Raw genomic sequence first — 17799 nt, forward strand, 5'->3', positions numbered from 1 at the left:
GAGTGGCTTTCTGTCAGTGGTGCCCTGTGCCTTTAAGGGGGATGTCCCATGGGGACTGGCGCAGGGCGAAAAGCCAAAATTATGCCAGCAGCCCCCGTTGTGCCAGATCGCGCATCAATTGCCGTGTGCCATAGACCCATGGGACGGCCTGGTCCGAGGTCGTGACACGGTTGACCAATGTGCCCAAGAGTGGGGTGGAGACGCTCACCACATCACCCACCACGTGCGTGAAGCCCTGGCCCGGACCATGGCGGTCCTGCGTGGGGGCAAACATGGTGCCCAGAAACAGCAGCATGCCGTCCGGGTATTGGTGGTATTTGCCCATGGCTTGGGCCACCAGGTTCAGCGGGTCGCGGCTGATCTGGCTGAGTGAGCTGCTGCCTTGCATCACAAAGCCTTCTGGGCCTTGCACTTGCAGGCTCAGATCGCACTGGCGGACATCGTCGATGCCGAAGTCGGTGTCAAACAAGCGGATGAATGGGCCGATGGCGCAACTGGCGTTGTTGTCTTTGGCTTTGCCGAGCAGCAAGGCGCTGCGACCTTCAAAGTCACGCAGGTTCACGTCGTTGCCCAAGGTGGCCCCGACCACCTCGCCACGCGAGTTGACGGCCAGCACGATTTCGGGTTCGGGGTTGTTCCATTGGCTGCCAGGGTGAATGCCCACTTGTGATCCGGGGCCCACGGCACTCATGGGTTGCGCTTTGGTGAAGATTTCAGCATCTGGCCCGATGCCCACCTCCAGGTATTGCGACCACATGCCTTGGGCGAGCAGCACCTCTTTGAGTTTGGCGGCCGCGGGTGAGCCGGGTCTCACGCTGCGCAGGTTGTCGCCGATCACCGCCACCACGGCCTGACGCACCGCTTCGGCCCGGCTGGCATCGCCTCGGGCTTGCTCTTCGATCACGCGTTCGAGCATGCTGGCCACAAAGGTGACGCCCGACGCTTTGATGGCTTGCAAATCGCAAGGGGCCATGAACCAAGGCAAGGCTGGGTTGCGGCTGGGCTCGTCGCTGTTGGCCAAAACGGCTGAGGTTTCGGCCAATCGGGCGGCTTGGCCGGAAGCGATGAATTGCCGAACCTTGACCGCTGCTTGATCTTGTTCCAGCAAATCGCTGCAGGTCGCGGCAAGTCTGGACAGGTCGAGCACGTCATCGGGGGTGACCGCGACCAAGACCGGGCCGAGGCTGGGTTGCCAAATGCGGCCAATGAGCAAGGCACGGTCGCTGAGGGTGGGTAAGGTGGTGTTCATGGGGGGGTTAACAAATCAATGGCGTATATCTTGCCAGATTGGCCCGGCGCAAGCTGTCACGCACAGGCTTGGCGTGTTGGTGGGGTCAGAAGGTTTGTCGCAATTGCTTGCAATTTTGTGCGCTGCAGTACGGTCATGGCGGTGCATTCGGCTTAGAGTTCACGCCATGGATTGAAAGGACCCTCCAGATGAACCAGCCAATTTCCTTGAAAGCCTTTGGCGCTGCGACTTGTGCAGCAGCCATTTTGTAGACCGGTTGCGCCACGGCCACGCCGGAACAAAAGGGGGCGGGCACCGGCGCATTGATGGGTGCGGTCGCAGGTCAGATTTTGGGCCGTGACACGAAATCCACGGCCATTGGTGCCGGGCTGGGCGCTTTGGGTGGCTATGTGTGGTCCAAGAGCATGGAAGACAAAAAGCGCGCCATGGAAGCGGCGACCGCTGGCACCGGCACGGTGGTCACACAAACACCTGACAACCAGCTCAAACTCACCATCCCGAACGATATTTCTTTTGACTCGGGACGTTATGACATCAAGCCGAACCTGCGACCCATCCTGGACCAGTTTGCACAAGGCTTGTCGCAGCAGCTCAGCACGGAGGTGCGCATCATCGGCCACACGGACAATGTGGGCAGTGACGCATTGAACAATGCCTTGTCGGTGAACCGGGCACAAAGTGCGCGCGATTATTTGGTGGCGCGTGGTGTGAATGCCAGCCGCATCGCCATTGATGGTCGGGGTGAGCGTGAACCAATTGCAGACAACAACACCGAAGCAGGCCGTGCCCGTAACCGCCGGATTGAAATCTTTTTGGCTGAGCGCGGTCAGAGGTAAATTTTTTGCAGCAGCGCCAGCAGCGTTTTTCGCTGTATTGGCGTGAGCTTGGCGGTTTTTTCTATTTCCAGGTCGCTGGCGGTTTGCTCGGCCTGCACCATCAAGGCCTGGCCTTTGGGGGTGGCGTGCAGGCCTACGGCGCGGCCATCGTGGGGATGGGGTTTGCGCTCGATCAGGCCGCGAGACTCCAGCGACTGGATCAAGCCCACCAGATTGGGGGGCAGCAGGTTGAGCGTGGCGCACAGTTGACGCGAAGTCACGCCGGGGTTGTGCTGGATGGTGGACATGACCGAAAAATCCACCGGTTTCAGGCCATAGGGTGCCAGTCGCTCCAAAAACAATTCGATGATGCTCAACGCTGCACGTCGGGCGTTGTAGCCCATCAGGGTTTGCAGATAAGCCGTGTCCACCTTGTCGACCGCCGGGCCCGCGCTGGGCTTTTTGGAGGAGGCCGTGCGCGGCGCTTTGCCCTTCAGGTTCTGCATGGCACGGGTGCGCGCCTTCACCGAGCTTGTTGCAAGTTTGGTTGGCAGGAGTTTTTCGGGGCTGGACATGGCGTGGGTGCTTATGCCGCTGCCGCTGTGCATTGCTGCACGATGATGAAGGTGCGCATCTGAAACTCGGGCAGCACCCAGCTGCGCAAGGCCTTAGCCGGGGCCAGCCAGCGTGCGGCGGCATTCGGGGTGTTGGCATCGACACCGGCTTCAATCCGCAGCCAGGCCCAGTCCATCAGCACCAGGGCCACGGCACGCAGGTAGTCGTCGGCCACACGGAAGGCCAAGGCGGCGTCTTGCGGCGCGGCCTTGACGATCTGCTCGGTCACGGCGCGCAGCGTCTGGATGCGGGCTTGCGCTGCAGTACTGGCTTTAGCGCCGTGTGGCAAGTCGGCCGCGATCGTGTCCAGCAGCGCGTTCATGCTCTGGCCACCATCGGCCAGCACCTTGCGCACCAGCAGGTCAATCGCCTGGATTTCGTTGGTGCCTTCGTAGATCATGGCCACGCGGGCGTCGCGCACGATCTGCTCGATGCCCCATTCGCGTACATAACCGTGGCCGCCAAACACCTGCAGGCAGTCGCTGCCGCCATGGAAGGCCTGGTGGGTGAAGACCGATTTCATGACCGGCGTGACCAAGGCGCACCAGTGCTGGGCTGCGGCTTGGGTGTCGGCATCTTGGCTGTGTTTGATCAGGTCGAGTTCGAGCGCGGTGCGGTAGGCCAGCACGCGACCGGCATCGACCCAAGCGCGTTGCGTGTCCAGAATGCGGCGCATGGCGGGGTGCTCGCCAATCAGGTCGGCTTCACCCGCGCTTTTGCCTTTGCCCGGCGCACGCATCTGGCGGCGTTCTTGCGCATAGGCGTCGGCTTTTTGCCAAGCAGCGTCCAACAGGCCAATGCCTTGCAGGGCCACATGCAATCGGGCCGCATTCATCATGACGAACATGGCGTTCAGGCCCTTGCCGGGCTCGCCCACGATCGCGCACACCGCTTCGTCAAAACGCATCACGCAGGTGGGGCTGCCGTGCAGGCCCATTTTTTCCTCGATGCGGTCGCAGTGCACGCGGCTTCGCGAGCCGTCGGGGTAGAACTTGGGCACCAGGAACAGTGACAGGCCTTTGGGGCCGGGGGGCGCGTCGGGAAGGCGGGCCAGCACCAGGTGCACGATGTTGTCGGTCAGGTCGTGTTCGCCACCCGAGATGAAAATTTTGGTGCCGCTGACGGCGTAATTGCCGTCGGGCAGGGGCACGGCCTTGGTGCGGGCCAGGCCCAGGTCGGAGCCTGCATGCGGCTCGGTCAGGCACATGGTGGCCAGCCATTCGCCGGTGGCCACTTTCTCTAAATACTGCGCTTTGAGCTCATCGCTGGCGTGGTGCTTGATGCACTCGTAAGCGCCATGCAGCAGGCCGGGCGCCATGGTCCAGCCGTGGTTGGCGGCGGACAGCATTTCGTAGAGCATGGCTTCGAGCACGCTGGGCAGGCCCTGGCCGCCGTCTTCGGCACTGGCAGCCAACGCAGGCCAACCCGATTGCCAGAACGCTTGGTAAGCGTCCTTGAAGCCCGGCGGCATGTTGACCGCGCCGTCTTTCCACTGCGCGCCGATTTCGTCGCCGTCGCGGTTGAGCGGGGCGATCACCTCACCCACGAACTTGCCCGCTTCGTCGAGCACTTGCTGCATGAGTCCAGGGTCCACCTCGGCAAAGGCGGGCAGGGCTTGCAGCTGGGCGGGCGCGTTCAAAACGCGGGACAACACAAACTGCATGTCGTCGGTGCGGGGTTGGTAGGCGTTCATGCTCGATCCGGTCAATTACTTTTTGGCGGCACCCAAATAGGTGTCGATCACGCGGGGGTCTTGGGCCAGGTCGGCGGATTTGCCGTGCAGTCCAATTTCACCCATTTCCAGCACATAGCCATCGTCGGCCACGGCCAGCGCGGCGCGGGCGTTTTGTTCTACCAGCACGATGGTCACGCCGGTTTGGCGCAGGGTTTCGATGATGGTGAAAATTTCCTTCACGATCAGCGGGGCCAGGCCCAGGCTGGGTTCGTCCAGCATCAACAGCGATGGGCGCGACATCAGTGAGCGGCCCACGGCCAGCATTTGGCGTTCACCGCCCGAGAGCGTGCCTGCTTCTTGCAGGCGACGCTCCTTGAGGCGGGGGAACAGGTCGAACACATCGTCCAAGCGGCTGCGCCACTGCGCGTTGCCCAAGCGCATCTGGCGGTAGCCGCCCAGCACCAGGTTGTCTTCCACGCTCATGGTGCCAAAAAGCTCGCGCTTTTCAGGCACCAGCGAAATGCCTTGCATCACGCGTTCTTCGAGCGTCAGGTCGGTGATCGACTGGCCATCGAACTCGATCTGGCCCCTGGCGGGCAGGATGCCCATCAGGCTGTTCAAGAAGGTGGACTTGCCAGCGCCGTTGGGGCCGATCACGGTGATCACGCTGCCCTTGTCGGCTTGCAGGCTCAGGCCGTGCAGCACTTCGGCTTTGCCGTAGCCCGCACGCAGGTCGGTGACTTTGAGAAGAGGGGTCGACATGTCAGTGTTCCGTTCCAAGGTAAGCCGCACGCACGGCAGGACTGGCCTGAATTTCAGCGGGGGTGCCTTGGGTCAGCAGCGTGCCGAACTCCATCACCACCAGATGGTCGCACACGTCCATCACCAGGCCCATGTCGTGTTCGACCAGCAAGATGCTCATGCCCTCGCTTTGCAATTGGCGCAGCACGGCGGCCAAGGCTTGTTTTTCCTTGTGGCGCAAACCGGCAGCGGGCTCGTCCAGCAGCAGCAGCGCAGGATCGCAGCACAGGGCACGGGCGATTTCCATCAGGCGTTGTGGGCCCATGGCCAGGTTGCCGGCCTGCTCATGCAGGTAAGCGCCCATGCCGATGCGTTCGAGCTGACGCTGGGCTTCTTTCATCAGGCTTTGCTCTTCGGCCTGGTTGGTGCGCAGCATGGACGAGACCACCCCACTGCGACCACGGGTGTAGGCACCCATGGCCACGTTTTCGAGCACGGTCATGTCGGGGATCATCTTCACGTGCTGGAAGGTGCGGGCCATGCCCTGGCGCGAGATGTCGCGTGAAGGCATGGCGCTGATGTCGCTGCCACGGAACAAGACCTGTCCGCTGGTTTTGGACAACACGCCAGTGATCAGGTTGAAGGTGGTGGATTTGCCCGCACCGTTGGGGCCGATCAGGCCCACGATCTGTCCCGCAGCGATGTCGAAGCTGATGTCGTTGACGGCGGTCAGGCCACCAAATTGTTTGCGGATCTTGTCCACTTGCAGCACCACATCACCTTGCGCGGGCTTGCTGCGTGCAGGCAAGTCGGCTGCATGCTGCCAGTCCACGCTGCGCGGTGCTTTGGGCAGCTTGCGTGCCACGACCGACCACAGGCCGTCAGGCAAATACTTGAGCACCAGCACCATGGTGATGCCAAACACAATCACTTCGTAACTGCCGCTGGTGCCGATCAGCGCGGGCAAAGCCACTTGCAGGTAGTCGTCGAGCAGCTTGATGAGTGCTGCGCCCACAATGGCCCCCCAGACATGGCCTACGCCGCCGATCACGGCCATGAACAAGTACTCTATGCCCATCTTCAGACCAAAGGCGGACGGGTTGACGGTGCGCTGGAAGTGCGCCAGCAACCAGCCCGAGACGCAGGCGAACAAGGCCGCGATGACGAAGATGGTGACTTTGTAGCGGAAGGTGCTGATGCCCATGGCCTCGGCCATTTGCGAGCCACCCTTGAGCGAGCGGATCGCGCGGCCAGGTCGCGAGTCCAGCAGGTTGAGCAGCGCAATCGCCCCGGCCAGCAAAATGGCCCAAGTCAGCACAAAGAACAGGCGACCTTGGCCGATGTCGATGCTGCCAATGGAAAGGCTTTTCAGACCCAGCAGGCCGTCGTATTTGCCCAGGGCATCCAAGTTGCCCATGAGGTAATACAGCGCCAGGCCCCAGGCGATGGTGGCCAGCGGCAGGTAGTGGCCCGACATGCGCAGCGTGATCAGGCCCACGACCATTGCGCTGACGGCGGTGAACCCTAGGCCCACAAACAAGGTCAGCCAAGGCGACATGCCGGTGTTGAGGGTGAGCCAGGCGGTGGTGTAGGCGCCGATGCCCACAAAGGCCGCTTGGCCAAACGAGGTCAGGCCACCCACGCCAGTCAAGAGCACCAGACCCAGGCACACCAGGGCATACAGCCCGATGTAGTTGAGCTGGGCGATCCAGAAGTCGGGCAGGGGGGCCAGGGCAATCAGCGGGACCGCTGCGGCCAGCAAAAGCAAGGCGATGTTTTGTTTTTTGAGCATGATCAATGGTCCTCGTCCGAATGGCCACTGCGCAAAGAGCGCAGGAGGAGGATGGGCAAGATGAGGGTGAAGACGATCACTTCCTTGAAGGCACTGGCCCAGAAAGCGCCAAATGCTTCGACGATGCCGACAAACAGGGCTCCCAACAGCGCGCCGGGGTAGCTGGCCAGGCCGCCAATGACCGCTGCCACAAAGCCCTTGAGGCCAATCAAAAAGCCCGAGTCGTAAAACACGGTGGTGGTGGGTCCAATGAGCAGGCCTGACAGGGCTCCGATCAGTGCGGCCATGAGGAAGGTCAACTGGCCCGAGGTGTGGCTGGAAATGCCCATCAGACGGGCTCCCGTGCGGTTGACAGCGGTTGCACGCAAAGCCTTGCCGCGCATCGAGCGCTCAAAGTACAGCCACAGCAAAACAATCAGGGCCAGCGACACGCCGAATATGATCACCGTCTGACCGGACAACATGACCGGCCCAAGCGTGAAGCGCTCGTCCCAAAATGGCGGGTTGCGAAAGCCTTCTGCACCAAAGAACAACAAGCCCAGACCGGTCATGGCAAAGTGCACACCGACCGACACGATGAGCAGAACCAAAGGTGTTGCGGCCTCTAAAGATTGGTAGGCCACGCGGTACACCAGGGGGCCAAATGCGGTGACGATGGCCACGCTCAGCAAGGCCTGAGCCCACAGCGGAAACATTTGCGGCGCTGACCAGATGGCGAGCAGCGACACGAGGACGGGAAACACCAAGGTCTTGAGGGCTGAGCGCAAAGCGCGCAGCAGCTTGCCATGGTGACGCCAACGCGCGATCAACTCCATCAAGGTGGCCACGCCCGCCAATATCAACAGCAACCACACGGTGCCGGGCGTTTTGCCGGTTTGCAGCATGGCAAGGGTCAGTGCGCCATAGGCGACGAATTCGCCTTGCGGGATGAAGATCACGCGGGTCACGGTGAACACCAGCACAGTGGCCAGCCCGAGCAGGGCATAGATCGCACCATTGGTGACGCCGTCGAGCAGCAAAATGCTGGCGATGGAAAAGTCCATGGGAAGCCTTGGAGAAAAACAAGAGGAGCCCTGGTGAAGCTGTGCTGCCCCAGTCATGGGGCAGCACAGCGTCAAGCGTTGCAGAGGTGGGCTCCCAAAAAGAGAAGCCCCTGCAAACGGTGGCGGGTCTTATTCGACCTTGAACTTGCCGTCTACCACTTTGGTCATCACGCCTGTTTCCAGTGTGTAACCCCAGTGGTCAGCCGGTGTCCAGTTCATCACGCCATGGGCGAACACGGTGCGGCCCATGGTCTCCAGGCTGTCACGAATGGCGGCGCGGAACTCGGGGGTGCCGGGCTTGGCTTTCTTCAGGGCCAGGGGGATGGCTTTCTCGGTGGCCACCTGGAAGTCGTAGGAGTGACCAGCAAACTGGTTGCGTGAGTTGGCACCAAATTCTTTTTCAAACTTCTGCACGAAGTCCAAGGCCAATTTCTTGGAAGGGTGGTTGTCGGGCAACTGGTCGCCCAAGAGTGCAGGACCGGAGACCACAAAAGTGCCTTCCACCGATTTGCCGCCCACGCGGGACAAGTCAGGTGTGGCAGCGGCGTGTGTCTGGTAGACCTTGCCTTTGTAGCCGCGCTCGACTAAGCCCATTTGGGGCATGGCTGCGCCCGAACCCGAGGCCACCACCAACATCGCATCCGGATTGGCGGAGGTCAGCTTCAAGGCTTGTGGGGTCACGCTGGTGTCGGTGCGGGCAAAACGCTCGGTGCCCACCAGCTTGATGCCGGCCTTGTCCAGCATGGGGCCGACCGCGTCCAGCCACTGCTGGCCATAGGCGTCGGTGTAGCCCAAAAAGCCGACGGTCTTGACGCCCTGCTTTTTCATGTGCTCGACTACTGCGTGGCCCATCACGGTGTTGGACTGGGGCAGGCGGAACAGCCATTTGTCTTTGCCTGGGGGCACGCCCACGGGAGAGCCTGCGATTTGCACCGTGCCAGCTTCAGAGGCGATGTCGGTCATGGCGGCCGCCACAGCGGTGATGCAGGAGCCAAAGATCAGGTCGACCTTGTCTTCGGTCACAAAGCGGCGGGCATTGGCTGCGCCTTTGCCGGGATCGGTGGCATCGTCCAGGATGATCAGCTGTACTTTTTCACCGCCCAGGGTCTTGGGAAACAGTTGCAGCTGTTTTTGCATCGGGATGCCCAGGCCGGAGCCGGGACCGGTCAGCGACAGGCTTACGCCGATCTTAATATCAGCCAGCGCAGCGGTGCTGGACACGGTGGTGATGGCCAAAGCCAGCAGGGTTTTCTTGAGTTTCATGCTTGTCTCCTCGGAGGGTGGGTTGGAAAACACAGGTTAGGGGAAAACGAAAGGGTTGAACAGCGCAAATGCCCGGGTCAGGAGCACAAGGCCTTGATGTCTTCGGGCACCGGGATGGCTTTGATGCGGTCGGGATCATCGGGGTGCTTGATGCAGAAGGCGCGTACTTCGGTGCCTTCGCACAAGACGGTGTCGCCGCGCATGACCACATGCTTGTGCACGATGACTTTCTCGCGCCACTCTTGCACGCTGGTGTGGACCTGAATGGTTTCACCATAGGTCGCGGGGCGGATGAACTTGGTGTTGATCTCCAGCAGGGGCGTGCCGATGATGCCGCGTGTCTTGACCAGCTCGCGCCAGGGCTGCACGCCGCATTGGACAAAGAAGTTCAAAGACGAGGCGTCCATCCACTTGGAGAAGTTGGGGAAGAAGACGATGCCTGCGGGGTCGCAGTCACCGAACATCACTTGCACTTCGTAAACAACGGTTTTACTCATCAGGCTTCTCTTAGTTGGCGTGAACACGATTCTCAGCTGTCATGCCCGACTTGATCGGGCATCCATGCGCATCGAAGGCATGGATACCCGCCTGCGCGGGTATGACAAATGTGTGAGGTGCACGCATGTTGTGGTGGTTTTAGCGTGGGGCCATGCGCAGGGCACCGTCCAGGCGGATGATTTCGCCGTTCAGGTGGTCGTTGTGCACGATGTGGCACGCCAGCTCGGCAAATTCGCTGGGCTTGCCCAGGCGTGCGGGGAAAGGGATGCTGGCCGCCAGAGACTGCTGCACAGGTTCGGGCAAGCTGGCCAAGAGAGGCGTCTTGAACAGGCCGGGGGCGATGGTGCACACGCGGATGCCGTGTTGTGCCAGGTCGCGGGCCATGGGCAGTGTCATGCCCGCCACACCCGCCTTGGAGGCGCTGTAGGCCTGTTGGCCAACCTGACCGTCAAAGGCCGCGACCGAGGCGGTGAACACCATCACGCCACGTGCACCATCTTCCATCGGGTCGAGCTTGGCGCAGGCGGCGGCAAACAGGCGGGCGGCGTTGTAGGTGCCGATCAGGTTGACGTTGATCACCTTGGCGAAGTCTTCCAGCGGGGCGGCGTTGCCGTCTTTGCCGACCACGCGCTTGGCCGAGCCAATGCCGGCGATTTGCATCAGGATGCGGGCGGGGCCGTGCGCAGCGGCAGCGGTCTCGATGGCTTGGGCCATGCTGTCCGGTTCAGAGACGTTGCACTTGACCGCAACGCCGTTGATTTCTTTGGCCACGCGCTCGGCGTTGTCCATGTTGAGGTCGAGCACCGCGACCTTGGCGCCTAGACGGGCCAGTTCGCGAGCCGTGGCTTCGCCCAAGCCGGAGCCACCGCCGGTGACCAGAGCTGCTTGTCCTTGGATGTTCATGTCAGTACCTTTCTGTTGTCGCTGAATTTGGTTTTGTCATGCCCGACTTGATCGGGCATCCATGCGTAGCAATGCCATGGATGCCCGCGTTCGCGGGAATGACAATACATAGGGGGGATTGCCGCGCTTCGCTCGCCATGACAAGTCCATGATCATTCAACAGTGCCTTCCGGGTTTTCAATCAGCAGCGCAATGCCTTGCCCACCGCCCACACAGGCGCTGGAGATGCCATAGCGCAAGCCGGAGCACTTGAGTTCGCGTGCCAGTGTGATCGTCAGTCGCACGCCAGTGCAGGCCAGCGGGTGGCCCAGGGCAATCGCGCCGCCGTTCACGTTGAGCTTGGCCAAGTCCAGGCCCAGTTCGCGGCCCACGGCCAGGGTTTGTGCGCCTTGGGCTTCGTTGATCTCAAAGCGGCCAATCTGGTCCAGCGTCAGGCCGGTGCGCTCCAGCAGCAGTCGGATGGCCGGTGCCGGGCCAATGCCCATGATCTCGGGCGGCACGCCCACAGCGGCAGCAGCCACCACGCGGGCCAGCGGCTTTTTGCCATGGGTTTTGGCATATGCACCCGATGTGACCACGCAAGCCGCAGCCGCATCGACCAGGGCTGCGCTGTTGCCACCGGTTTGCACGCCGCCTTCGTACACGGGCTTGAGTTTGGCCAGCACCTCGATCGGGGAGATGCGGGCGTGGGTGTCGGTGCTGACCTCGGTCACTTTGCCTTGCAGCTTGATGCCCCGGGCCTTGTAGCCTTCGAGTTCAAACTTTTCAGTGACCACAGGCACGATTTCGCCCGCATGGAAACCGGCTGCTTGGGCGGCCACGGCCTTGGCAAACGAGTCGGAGGCGAACTGGTCCACCTCTTCGCGGGTGATGTTGTATTTTTTGGCCAGGTTCTCGGCGGTCTGGATCATGTTGATGCCCGCGGCCGGGTCCTTCAATGCTTCCCACATGTAGTCTTTGAAGCCCACGGGTGCGCCCAGCTTGAAGCCGGTGCGGTGGTCAAAGGCGGCAATCGGGTTGCGTGTCATGCTCTCGGTGCCGACGACCAGCGCCGCCTCGCACACGCCCGCTTCAATCTGTTCACCCGCTTGGCGGAACAGCTCAAAGCCGGTGCCACAAATGCGCTGGGTCATGATGGCGGGCACTTCTTGGGGCACGCCGGCATACAAGCCGATGTGGCGCGGCAAAAAGAACTGGTCAAAGTCGCCAGGGGCCATGTTGCCGGTGATGACCGAGCCGATCTCGGTGGGTGCAATGCCTGCGCGCTTCAAAGCTTCGCGTGCCGCCTTGATGCCCAGGTCCGTGGGGGAGATGTGACCCAGTGCGCCGCAGTAATCGACCATGGGCGTGCGCACGCCTTCGTGCATCCACACATCGGCAAACGCGTTGAAAAATCCTTTGGCTGTCATTTTTTTCCTAGGGTTTTGTCATGCCCGACTTGATCGGGCATCCATGTTCATCGAAGGCATAGATACCCGCGTTCGCGGGTATGACAAATGAATGGTTTATGTTTGGGGTTTGACGATGTAGTGCAGTGTGTCGGCGTGCAGCGCCGCCACCGTGTCGGCGCGGTGCGTGAGCACCGAGCGTTGGTTGATCGAGCCTTTGTCGGTGATCTCGCCCTTGTCAATGGTGGGTGGCTCACTCAGCAGGCACAGGCGGGCAATGCGGTTGGCGCTGCCGGTGCCGGTTTTGGCCAACTCGTTGACGATGTCCTGGAACTTGGCCAGCACCGGGGCGGAGGCCAGCACGTCGGACATGGGCACGTCTGCGCCCAGACCGCTGAGCGCACGCACAGCCGGTGTCGGGAAAATCATGGCACCGACTTCCTTCATGTTCAGGCCAGTGAGCACCGCGTCCTGGATGTAGGGTGCGCCTGCGGCGATGATCTTGCCGCGCAACGGGCCCACGCTCACAAAGGTGCCGGTGGCCAGCTTGAAGTCTTCGGCAATGCGGCCGTCGAACTTCAGGCCCAGGTGCACATCGGTCTCGTCGATCCACTTGACCGCATCGCCGGTTTTGAAGAAGCCTTCTTCGTCAAAAGCGCCAGCAGTTTCTTCGGCGTTGCGCCAGTAGCCGGGGGTGATGTTGGGGCCGCGGTAGCGCACCTCGGTTTTGCCTTGCATGTCCACCAGCTTGAGTTCCAGTCCGGGGGTGGGCACGCCCAAGTCACCGGCATGCACAAAGGGGTTGGTCACGAAGATGCCGAACGGGCCCGACTCGGTCATGCCCAGACCTGTGCCCATGACGATGCGCTCGCCCACTTCGCGCTCTTGTGATTCGTAGAGGCTGTCCCAGATGGGTTGCGCCAAAGCGGCACCGGCGTAGAAGAACATCTGCACGCGCGAGAGCAGCGTTTTGCGCAGCTGGTCGTCGGTTTTCATCGCGTTGGCAATCGCTTCAAAGCCGGTGGGCACGTTGAAGTACACCGTGGGCGCGATCTCGCGCAGGTTGCGCAGGGTCTCACCGATCAGGGCGGGCGTGGGCTTGCCGTCGTCGATGTAGAGCGTGCCGCCGTGGTAGATCGTCATGCCCACGTTGTGGTTGCCACCGAAGGTGTGGTTCCAGGGCAGCCAGTCGACCAACACCAGTTCCTTTTCGGCCAGCACCGGCATGGACTGGGCCATTTGCTGCTGGTTGGCGCACCACAGGCGCTGGGTGTTGATGACGGCCTTGGGCAGCTTGGTCGAGCCGCTGGTGAACAAAAACTTGACGATGGTGTCGGGGCCTGTGGCCGCAATCGCCGCGTCCACTGCAGGCGTGGCCGCAGTGGCGCACAGGCTGTCAAATGGGGTGACTTGGCGGCCATCCACACCGCCTTCGACCAACACCACTTCCATGTCGTCGCTCACGGTTGCGGCAATGGCTTTGGCGTATCGGGCATCCGATGCGAACACCATGCCGGGCGTGACGGTCTTGAGGACGTGCTTGAGCTTGTCGTAGTCCACACTCACCAGCGAATAAGGCGGCGAGGTGGGCACATAAGGCACACCGGCCAGCATGCAACCCAGACCCAGCAGCGCGTGCTCCAGGCTGTTTTCACTCAGGATGACCACCGGGCGATCGGCACTCAGGCCGCGGTTGATCAGGCCTTGTGCAATGCTGCGCGCCGTCTGCCAAGCTTGGGCGTAGGTGATGTGTTGCCAGTCGCCAGTGGTGCCGTCAGCTTGTTTGACGCGGCGCGCCATGAAGCTGTGCTCGGGCTTGGTTTGTGCCCAATGTTGCAGGCGGTCGGTCATGCGTTCGGCAAAGGGCTGCAATGGCTGCTCGGCCGTCAGGTAATGCGTGCCGGGCACACCGTCGCGCAGCGTGACGCGGGTGACGCCGAACTTCAGGGGGCGGAATTTGGGGGCGTTCATGCTTGTCTCCGTTCGATCTGTGTCGTGTCATCCCCGTGAAAACGGGGATCCATTTCTGGAATGGATTCCCGCGTGCGCGGGAACGACATCTTTTCCTTAGCTTTTTTGAACCTTGGCAGCCTTGCCTTCGAGGAAGGCGCGCACACGGGCTTTGGCTTCGGGGGCGGACTGTGCAATCGAAGAGATCAGCGCCTCAGTGAAGAAGCCGTGGTCAGCCGGTTGCTCGGCAATGCGCGGCAGGGCGTGCATGAGTGCAAAGTTGGTCAGGGGGGCGTTGGTGGCAATGCGTGCTGCCAGTTCAATGGCTTTGGGCAACGCCGAGCCAGTGGGCACCAGGTATTGTGCAAATCCCACGCGCTCGCCGTCTTGTGCGTTGTACACGCGGCCCGTCAGCATCATGTCGGTCATGCGGGCTGCGCCAATCAGCTTGGGCACGCGCACCGAACCGCCGCCACCCACAAAAATGCCGCGTGTGCCTTCAGGCAGCGCGTAGAAGGTGCTTTCGTCGGCCACGCGGATGTGCGAGGCACTGGCCAGCTCCAGGCCGCCGCCGACCACAGCCCCGTGCAGGGCCGCAACAACGGGCACGCGGCCTTGCTCAACCGCATTCAGGGCAACGTGCCAGCCGCGTGAGTGGTGGATGCCTTCGCCCGCATCGCGCTCTTTGAGTTCAGACAAGTCCAATCCGGCGCAGAAGTGGTCGCCTTCGCCGTGAATGACAGCGGCACCGGCTTCCGTTGGCAGGTTCTGGAACACATCGCGCAGCGCTTCGATCAGGCCGTCGTTCAGGGCATTGCGCTTGGCAGGGCGACACAAACGCACCACGGCGACAGCGCCTTGCATCTCCAGAGCAACGCCATTGGCGGCTGCACGGTCAAGGATGGGATTGCCTGGTTTTGTCATCGGTGTGTCCTTCAGAAGACTTGACCCAATGGCCAAGAAGGTTATTATTGATAACGATATTGTGGGCAGGTTAATGCAGTTTGTTTCTTGGGGATTTCCCTAGGTTTGACCGAAAAATTCTGGCTGAATGCTTGCAAAAATCATCTCGAACGTGTGCCATCGGCTATCGTTCATTGACCCAACGGAGACCGCAAGACATGAAACACCAAGACCTGATCGCCATCGACATCCACACCCACGCGGAAGTGAGCTGCTGGAACCCGTTTGACAATTACGGCGAGGAATACGACCGCGCTGCCGACAAATTCTTTGGCAGCAACCGCCGCCCGACCATCGAAGAGACCGTGGCCTATTACCGCGAGCGCAAGATCGGTCTGGTCATGTTCACGGTGGACAGCGAATCGCAATTGGGCCGCCGCCGCATTCCCAACGAAGAGATCGCCAAGGCCGCACGCGAGAACAGCGACATGATGGTGGCCTTTGCCAGCATCGACCCGCACAAGGGCAAGATGGGCGCACGCGAAGCCGAGCGCCTGATCAAGGAAGAGGGCATCAAGGGCTTCAAGTTCCACCCCACGGTGCAGGGCTACCACCCTTACGACAAGATGGCTTGGCCGATTTACGAGGTGATCAACGAATACAAGCTGCCCGCGATCTTCCACACCGGCCACAGCGGCATTGGCTCGGGCATGCGTTGCGGCGGCGGTTTGCGTCTGGCCTACAGCAACCCGATGCACCTGGATGATGTGGCGATCGACTGGCCCGACATGCAGATCGTTATGGCACACCCGAGCTTTCCGTGGCAAGACGAAGCGCTGAGTGTGGCCACGCACAAGCCCAATGTGTGGATTGACCTGTCGGGCTGGAGCCCCAAGTATTTTCCGAAGCAGTTGATCCAGTACGCCAACACGCTGCTCAAAGACCGCATTTTGTTTGGCAGCGATTACCCGCTCATCACGCCCGAGCGCTGGATGAAGGATTTTGAAGTCGCCGGCTTCCGCCCCGAGGTGATGCCTGGCATCCTGAAAGACAACGCGGTGCGTTTGCTGGGGCTGGACAAAGCCGCCTGAACTCGCTGCCCTGCGCCGCTGTGCAGGGTGTGCGTGTGCACTGATCTGGATCAAGCTTTTCGGCATCTTGTCTTGCAGTTTGTGCTGTCTCTCCTAGACTGGCACATTTGCGAAAGCGGCAAATCCATGAAAAAAATTTGGGCCATCCTGCTGTTGTTTTTTTCAGCCCACAGCCACGCCTATGACGGTTTGAGCAGTGAGTTGAGCCATGCGGTTGGCGGTGCATTGCTGGCGGGGGCCGTGACCAAGATCTACAGCGAATCGGAAAACCGCGCATGGATAGGCTTTGCCGTGAGCACGGCCGCGGTGGTGCTGGAGCAAGGCTACGAAATTTCGCGTGGTGCCAACCGCAACAGCCAGATCAAGGACATGGCTTGGCATGCCTTGGGCTCAGCGCTGGGCGCTTGGGCCACCGACAAGTACCTTTTGGTGCCGGTGGTGACCCGCACTTCTGTGGGCTTGGTGATGGTTCGCCCCTTCTGATCGGGGCGTTCACTCAGTCTTTGCGGGCCGAGCCCCAAGGCGTGATCTTCACAGCAGCTGCGGTCACCAGACCGTACAGCACCATGGCCAGCGCCACCAGACCATAAAAATGGTCGGCAGTCCCTTGGTGTTGTGACAGCCCGTAACCCGCACCTGCCACCAGAACCAGCCGCACCGTGCCTGCCAGCACCGGGCCAATCACCTGGCCTGCACCTTGCGATGCAAAGTAGAGCGTCAAGCCAAGCCCAAAGAAGGGAAATGCAGGCCCCGCTGTGACCAGGTATTGCCGTGCATAGCCCAGCACGGCAGGGTCTTGCGTGAACAGCCTGGCCCACACATCCGGTGCCAGGGTGACGACGGCCCCAATCAGGCCCAGGTTGAAGGCGGACACCGCGCCAGCCACCCAGGCCACGCGCCGCGCACGGCTCACGTTGCCCGAGCCCATGGCCATGCCGACCATGGGGACCGAGGCCACGCCAATGCCAAAAGCGATGGGGATCAACAAGAACTCCAGCCGTTGGCCGATGCCGTAACCGGCCAAGGCCTCGGTGCCCAGTTGAGCCAACAGACCGGTAAAAATCAAAATGGCCAGCACCGATTGCACAGGCGACAAGCAAGCGATGGCACCGACTTTGAGGATGTCGGCAAACATGCCTCGTTGCATTGCAAAGCTGTTCAAGTGCAGCGTCAGGCGGCCTTGGCCAGTGATCAAATACCAGAGGAAATAGAGCACGCCAGCCGCTGTCGCGATGATGTGCCCGAGGGCCACCCCCACCATGCCCATGGCGGGCACAGGACCGGCCCCCAAAGAAAGCACCCCGCCCAAAATGATTTGCAACAACGCTGTGGCCACCAGCGCCACGGAGGGGGTCCGCATATTGCCCGTGCCGCGCAAGACGGACGCCAGCGTGTTGATGAGCCAGACCAGCAGGGCACCGCTGAACAAAATGCCGGAATAAGCCACTGCTTCTTCGAGCACGCCCCCCCGGCCGCCGAGCAGTTCGTAAAAGTGGGGGCCGAAAGTCAGAAAAATCGCGCTGTAGATCACACCCGCACCCACGCCAATCACCAAGGCATGCAGCAACAATGTTTGGGCGCGTGGGGTGTCCGACGCCCCCAAGGCACGGCTGATCGCCGCCGAAACGCCGCCGCCCATGGCCCCTGCAGACATCATCTGTGTGAGCATGGCAAATGGAAACACCAGGGCCATGGCGGCCAGCGGTGCAGTGCCCAGACGGCCCACGTAGTAGGTCTCGGCAATCCCTACCAGCACAGTCATCACCATGGCCAGCACATTGGGTGCCGCCAGGCGCAAGAGGGTTGGCAAGATGGGGGCGGTCAGCAGGCGTTGCAGGTCGTTGTGGGGTGGGCTCATGGCTGCATCTTGGCA

General features: G+C 61.4%; 15 protein-coding genes and 1 pseudogene. 3 read left to right on the forward strand and 13 right to left on the reverse strand.

Going from position 1 to position 17799, the window contains the following annotated elements; translation table 11 throughout:
• Positions 1-79: 79 nt before the first annotated feature.
• The gene (locus B9Z37_RS10175; protein ID WP_108312902.1) at positions 80-1249 is read right to left on the reverse strand and encodes a fumarylacetoacetate hydrolase family protein; all 1170 of its coding nucleotides are present in this window, start codon (positions 1247-1249) and stop codon (positions 80-82) included.
• Between the two features lie 206 nt (positions 1250-1455).
• On the opposite strand from B9Z37_RS10175, the pseudogene B9Z37_RS10180 reads away from it, so the two are divergent.
• Positions 1456-2085, forward strand: a pseudogene (locus B9Z37_RS10180) (OmpA family protein).
• Here B9Z37_RS10180 and B9Z37_RS10185 read toward each other — a convergent pair.
• The 11 genes from B9Z37_RS10185 to B9Z37_RS10235 all read right to left on the reverse strand — a co-directional run bounded on the left by B9Z37_RS10185 (position 2076) and on the right by B9Z37_RS10235 (position 14796).
• Complete coding sequence (locus B9Z37_RS10185) at positions 2076-2570, reverse strand: MarR family winged helix-turn-helix transcriptional regulator (RefSeq protein ID WP_167394366.1); 495 nt, start codon at positions 2568-2570, stop codon at positions 2076-2078. The pseudogene B9Z37_RS10180 and the gene B9Z37_RS10185 overlap by 10 nt on opposite strands.
• Positions 2571-2650: 80 nt before the next feature.
• On the reverse strand, positions 2651-4372 hold the full coding sequence (locus B9Z37_RS10190; RefSeq protein WP_108312903.1) for an acyl-CoA dehydrogenase family protein: 1722 nt from the start codon (positions 4370-4372) through the stop codon (positions 2651-2653).
• Between the two features lie 15 nt (positions 4373-4387).
• Entirely contained in the window at positions 4388-5116 is a 729-nt protein-coding gene (locus B9Z37_RS10195) for an ABC transporter ATP-binding protein (RefSeq protein WP_108312904.1), read from the reverse strand.
• Between the two features lies 1 nt (position 5117).
• The gene (locus tag B9Z37_RS10200; protein ID WP_108312905.1) at positions 5118-6887 is read right to left on the reverse strand and encodes a branched-chain amino acid ABC transporter ATP-binding protein/permease; all 1770 of its coding nucleotides are present in this window, start codon (positions 6885-6887) and stop codon (positions 5118-5120) included.
• Positions 6888-6889: 2 nt separating this feature from the next.
• On the reverse strand, positions 6890-7930 hold the full coding sequence (locus B9Z37_RS10205; protein WP_108312906.1) for a branched-chain amino acid ABC transporter permease: 1041 nt from the start codon (positions 7928-7930) through the stop codon (positions 6890-6892).
• Positions 7931-8059: 129 nt separating this feature from the next.
• The gene (locus B9Z37_RS10210; protein WP_108312907.1) at positions 8060-9193 is read right to left on the reverse strand and encodes an ABC transporter substrate-binding protein; all 1134 of its coding nucleotides are present in this window, start codon (positions 9191-9193) and stop codon (positions 8060-8062) included.
• Positions 9194-9270: 77 nt separating this feature from the next.
• Positions 9271-9690: an acyl-CoA thioesterase gene (locus B9Z37_RS10215; RefSeq protein WP_108312908.1), complete on the reverse strand. Its 420-nt coding sequence runs from the start codon at positions 9688-9690 to the stop codon at positions 9271-9273.
• 139 nt (positions 9691-9829) lie between these two features.
• Positions 9830-10594: an SDR family NAD(P)-dependent oxidoreductase gene (locus B9Z37_RS10220; protein ID WP_108312909.1), complete on the reverse strand. Its 765-nt coding sequence runs from the start codon at positions 10592-10594 to the stop codon at positions 9830-9832.
• 152 nt (positions 10595-10746) lie between these two features.
• The gene (locus tag B9Z37_RS10225; protein WP_108312910.1) at positions 10747-12003 is read right to left on the reverse strand and encodes a thiolase family protein; all 1257 of its coding nucleotides are present in this window, start codon (positions 12001-12003) and stop codon (positions 10747-10749) included.
• Between the two features lie 96 nt (positions 12004-12099).
• A complete protein-coding gene (locus tag B9Z37_RS10230; RefSeq protein WP_108312911.1) occupies positions 12100-13953 on the reverse strand; it encodes a feruloyl-CoA synthase in 1854 nt (617 codons plus the stop codon).
• 96 nt (positions 13954-14049) lie between these two features.
• Positions 14050-14796: a crotonase/enoyl-CoA hydratase family protein gene (locus tag B9Z37_RS10235; RefSeq protein ID WP_407067233.1), complete on the reverse strand. Its 747-nt coding sequence runs from the start codon at positions 14794-14796 to the stop codon at positions 14050-14052.
• A 257-nt stretch (positions 14797-15053) separates the two neighbouring features.
• Between B9Z37_RS10235 and B9Z37_RS10240 the strand changes: the two genes are divergently transcribed.
• Together B9Z37_RS10240 and B9Z37_RS10245 are read left to right on the forward strand one after the other, a co-directional pair.
• On the forward strand, positions 15054-15926 hold the full coding sequence (locus tag B9Z37_RS10240; protein ID WP_108312913.1) for an amidohydrolase family protein: 873 nt from the start codon (positions 15054-15056) through the stop codon (positions 15924-15926).
• 126 nt (positions 15927-16052) lie between these two features.
• Positions 16053-16409 (forward strand): hypothetical protein, encoded by a 357-nt coding sequence (locus tag B9Z37_RS10245; RefSeq protein ID WP_108312914.1) that lies wholly within the window; start codon positions 16053-16055, stop codon positions 16407-16409.
• 13 nt (positions 16410-16422) lie between these two features.
• On the opposite strand, the gene B9Z37_RS10250 is transcribed toward B9Z37_RS10245, so the two are convergent.
• Positions 16423-17784 (reverse strand): MATE family efflux transporter, encoded by a 1362-nt coding sequence (locus tag B9Z37_RS10250; RefSeq protein WP_108312915.1) that lies wholly within the window; start codon positions 17782-17784, stop codon positions 16423-16425.
• Between the last annotated feature and the right edge of the window lie 15 nt (positions 17785-17799).

The organism is Limnohabitans parvus II-B4 (genome assembly GCF_003063455.1).
Taxonomy (GTDB): domain Bacteria; phylum Pseudomonadota; class Gammaproteobacteria; order Burkholderiales; family Burkholderiaceae_C; genus Limnohabitans_A; species Limnohabitans_A parvus.

Coding starts and splice junctions, on each gene's coding strand:
- B9Z37_RS10220 (WP_108312909.1), bottom strand. CDS start 10,594: ATGAACATCCAAGGACAAGCAGCTCTGGTCACCGGCGGTGGCTCCGGC.
- B9Z37_RS10185 (WP_167394366.1), bottom strand. CDS start 2,570: ATGCAGAACCTGAAGGGCAAAGCGCCGCGCACGGCCTCCTCCAAAAAG.
- B9Z37_RS10215 (WP_108312908.1), bottom strand. CDS start 9,690: ATGAGTAAAACCGTTGTTTACGAAGTGCAAGTGATGTTCGGTGACTGC.
- B9Z37_RS10195 (WP_108312904.1), bottom strand. CDS start 5,116: ATGTCGACCCCTCTTCTCAAAGTCACCGACCTGCGTGCGGGCTACGGC.
- B9Z37_RS10245 (WP_108312914.1), top strand. CDS start 16,053: ATGAAAAAAATTTGGGCCATCCTGCTGTTGTTTTTTTCAGCCCACAGC.
- B9Z37_RS10175 (WP_108312902.1), bottom strand. CDS start 1,249: ATGAACACCACCTTACCCACCCTCAGCGACCGTGCCTTGCTCATTGGC.
- B9Z37_RS10225 (WP_108312910.1), bottom strand. CDS start 12,003: ATGACAGCCAAAGGATTTTTCAACGCGTTTGCCGATGTGTGGATGCAC.
- B9Z37_RS10190 (WP_108312903.1), bottom strand. CDS start 4,372: ATGAACGCCTACCAACCCCGCACCGACGACATGCAGTTTGTGTTGTCC.
- B9Z37_RS10205 (WP_108312906.1), bottom strand. CDS start 7,930: ATGGACTTTTCCATCGCCAGCATTTTGCTGCTCGACGGCGTCACCAAT.
- B9Z37_RS10235 (WP_407067233.1), bottom strand. CDS start 14,796: ATGCAAGGCGCTGTCGCCGTGGTGCGTTTGTGTCGCCCTGCCAAGCGC.
- B9Z37_RS10210 (WP_108312907.1), bottom strand. CDS start 9,193: ATGAAACTCAAGAAAACCCTGCTGGCTTTGGCCATCACCACCGTGTCC.
- B9Z37_RS10250 (WP_108312915.1), bottom strand. CDS start 17,784: ATGAGCCCACCCCACAACGACCTGCAACGCCTGCTGACCGCCCCCATC.
- B9Z37_RS10240 (WP_108312913.1), top strand. CDS start 15,054: ATGAAACACCAAGACCTGATCGCCATCGACATCCACACCCACGCGGAA.
- B9Z37_RS10230 (WP_108312911.1), bottom strand. CDS start 13,953: ATGAACGCCCCCAAATTCCGCCCCCTGAAGTTCGGCGTCACCCGCGTC.
- B9Z37_RS10200 (WP_108312905.1), bottom strand. CDS start 6,887: ATGCTCAAAAAACAAAACATCGCCTTGCTTTTGCTGGCCGCAGCGGTC.